This is a genomic window from Roseateles sp. DB2, from assembly GCF_051857535.1.
Lineage (GTDB): Bacteria > Pseudomonadota > Gammaproteobacteria > Burkholderiales > Burkholderiaceae_C > Roseateles_B.
The window spans coordinates 1-2,922 of the sequence record NZ_JBPZGY010000036.1 but is presented as its reverse complement, the minus strand read 5'-3'; the positions used below and the strand labels follow the sequence as shown (position 1 = coordinate 2,922).

Here is a 2,922-nt window from a genome sequence, read left to right as displayed (position 1 = left end):
ACCGCCACGATCTGCTCCACCGAAAAACGACTCCGTCTCACGACTTCTCCTGCGCCCCATTCTCGAGGCCGAATCGCCGAAAGACTAACGCTCAGCGTGTCTCGATTTCTTCAATGCAGATCACAGTTTTCCTGGGAACGTTACGCACATTCTTGTCGCCGGACTGGGGGTACTTCGTGTCGGACAGCTACGCTAAATGCATTCTAAGTATTCGCTGCCTTTTGGTTAACATAATGCACATTGTCGACTTTTTATGAGTCCCGAAAGGCCGCCAGGCTGATCGACCATCGCCGCGAAACCCGCATGGCACAAGGCCGCGAGCTGCGTGCCCTGTATCGACGCGCCGGCTTCAAGCGCTTGGAGCTTGCGAAGTTTTTGCAGATCAGCGAGCGCTCGATTTACGCCTGGGAGGCCGGCACGACGCGCGTGCCGGTGGCCGTGGTGAAGCTGCTGCGCCTACTGACCCGTCAGGAGCTGCCCGGCAAGACCTGGGCTGGCTGGGTCTTTCACAGCGACACGCTGTGGTCGCCTGAGGGCCACGGCTTCACCGGCAAGGACTTCGCCTGGCTGAGCTTGACCTGCCGGCGCTCGGACATGTTCGACGTGCTCTACCGTGAGCGCAACGAACTGCGAGCAAAGCTCACCGAGGCTCGGGGCCAGCTAGCCCAGGCCGAGGAAGAAGCCATCACCGCCGAGGGGCGCGCTGGCGTCTTGGAGTTGGCGATTTGGGGCGTGCGACTGCGCGAGCAACACGGTTTGCCAACGACGGGTGCCCCCGCAGGTGGCGCGGCGCGCCACCAAGGGGAAACCCGGAGCTGGCAGGGTGACGGTCTTGTAACACGTCACCAACGTTCGGATTTCCGAACAGACGAAGACTCTGGTGAAGTGGCTGTAACACTTCACCAGATTCTCACCGGTGAGAAAAAACAGGCTTCAGAGCCGGTCCGCGGAGGTGCTGCATGAGCCCGCTGCAAGACCGCTCGCTGCCTGTCGGCCAGGGTGAGGATGCTGTAACACCTCACCAACTGGCCAATTTTGGCCAACCGGCGTTCTCCCCGCGCCGCCCGCGTGTGCCTTTGCTCGCTGAGCACATCGCAGGCGTCCGCGAGGTCCTGGAGGCCAATCCGGGTGTCTCGCTGCGCAAGTTGGCCCCGCTGGTCGCGGTGCGCCTTGGCCTGGCGCATGTCACGGACCACGCCCTGCACAACTTCCTGGCACGTCACCGGATTTCGCGCCTGGTACCCCAGCACGTGGCCGACCGGAGTGCACGCCTGGCCGCCAAGGGGCCGGTCCTGGTGGCCGCCCCGATGGTGGGACTTCCCTCGGACAGGGAGGCCAGCCATGAGCGTTGATCGCATGCCGCTCCGGCAGGAGCACGTGAGCCTGGTTCAGTCGTTGATCGAGACCAATCCAGGCGTCAGCCTCTGGAAGCTGACCGCCTTGGTGGCTCATCGATGCAAGGTGCCGACGCTCTCCTACCCGACGCTCCGTCGCTTCATGCAACTGCACAGCATCGTGCTGCCGGAGCCAGTTCGTCGGCCGCCGGCCGGGAAGCGCATTACGGCCAGGTCAGCGCAAGCCGAGGCAGAGGAGCGCGGGATCGTCCTCGAGGTGCCCGTCACAGGCTCTCAGGTGTATCGCCTCCTGGATCGTCCTGCAAAGGCCCATAAGGCCCGTAGCAGCCGCTCCCTGCCCCCTCCCCCGCAAACCCCCTTCTTCATCGAACAGCGGCGCCTGATGGCCATCCAGAACGCTTCCCAATGGATCACCAGGCACCAACTGCAAGCCGCGGCCGCCGCGGCGCTGGCGGCCGCGACGCACCACATGCACCGCGACATCGATGACGAGGACTACGACCCTAAGAACCCGCAAGCCTGGTTCCGGGGCTTCGAGTTCGCTGAGGACGTGGTGGACCTGTTCCGCCTGGCGGTCTACCGCCTGGCGGCAGATGCCGGCATCGACGGCGCTGCCGACGAGGTGCGCCGTCTGGGCGCCCTGGGTGGCGCTGAGCGGCTCCAGGAGCTGATGTCGTGAGCGGGCGCCCTTCCCTCAAGACCAGCCCCGAGGGCCGGCGCCAGGCTCTCTGCCTGGTGGGCCGCCGAGGGCGGTCCGGAGACTGGTGTTCGCAGTTTGGCCTGGCGAGCCTCGGGGCAGGGCTCGGTGCGGGTCAGGGGCCGCCAGGCGCGGGTATTGAAATTCCGTAACTCGTTACGGAATTCGAATATCACGCGGACGGGTGATATTTTTTTGCCCGACTACTGAATAAACTGCACGGATATTATCGAAATGAGCCAATGCACATTGTCGACTTTTTATGAGTCCCGAAAGGCCGCCAGGCTGATGTAAGAACAGCTCGGAGGGACTAACCCGCCAGATTAGCCCCACTAACGGAACACAACCAAACACTGACGGTCGGCCCAGGTTGCTTCGGCTCATTTGCATCAGGCAGCCGGTGTCTCTAGGCCTTCCACCGACCATGCGTAAAACTGCGCGTGGTCGGTGGAATGCTATGAAAATCAAGCACTTACGAAGTCAATAAATTGGTCTGACGACCCCGGTCGCTGCGTCCTACCTTTGCCGACAGGTGCTTTGAGCTGCATCAGGGACTCACCAACGGCGGGCCGCCAACTACTCGCTGCTCCGTCGAACCCATCGTGTCGTTGATTCAATGACCCGTCCTTTTCATTGCCGTCGGCGAGTCGATGGCTGTCCGCGCGAGCGACACCGCTTTGCTTTCCATCATCCATGCGCAAAATTGCGCATGGATGATGGAAATTCATACAAATCAGGTACTTACAGGTAAGCGTCCCGGCAAGTCATGTTGACGCAGACAACGGCGCTCGGCTCGGCGCGATTGCAAGATGCCGTTAGTGCTTGGATGACCTTTTGGGCGCACCTTCAGCGCGCCGCCAGCGAAACCAC

3 protein-coding genes are annotated in these 2,922 nt (G+C 62.3%); all 3 read left to right on the top strand.

Annotated elements, in window-relative coordinates; genetic code table 11:
* Positions 1-303: 303 nt before the first annotated feature.
* Genes ACS5PK_RS22530 through ACS5PK_RS22520 form a run of 3 tightly spaced genes read left to right on the top strand, consistent with a single transcriptional unit; the run spans position 304 to position 2,034 of the window.
* Positions 304-963 (top strand): VC1465 family Xer recombination activation factor, encoded by a 660-nt coding sequence (locus ACS5PK_RS22530; RefSeq protein WP_439442502.1) that lies wholly within the window; start codon positions 304-306, stop codon positions 961-963.
* Positions 960-1,352, top strand: a complete 393-nt coding sequence (locus ACS5PK_RS22525; RefSeq protein ID WP_439442501.1) for a hypothetical protein — start codon at positions 960-962, stop codon at positions 1,350-1,352. Before ACS5PK_RS22530 ends, ACS5PK_RS22525 begins: the two co-directional genes overlap by 4 nt.
* Entirely contained in the window at positions 1,342-2,034 is a 693-nt protein-coding gene (locus ACS5PK_RS22520; protein WP_439442500.1) for a hypothetical protein, read from the top strand. Before ACS5PK_RS22525 ends, ACS5PK_RS22520 begins: the two co-directional genes overlap by 11 nt.
* Positions 2,035-2,922: the final 888 nt, after the last annotated feature.

What these genes read in the sequence shown, in the direction of transcription:
- ACS5PK_RS22530 (WP_439442502.1), top strand. Translation starts at nt 304, where the DNA reads ATGGCACAAGGCCGCGAGCTGCGTGCCCTGTATCGACGCGCCGGCTTC.
- ACS5PK_RS22520 (WP_439442500.1), top strand. Translation starts at nt 1,342, where the DNA reads ATGAGCGTTGATCGCATGCCGCTCCGGCAGGAGCACGTGAGCCTGGTT.
- ACS5PK_RS22525 (WP_439442501.1), top strand. Translation starts at nt 960, where the DNA reads ATGAGCCCGCTGCAAGACCGCTCGCTGCCTGTCGGCCAGGGTGAGGAT.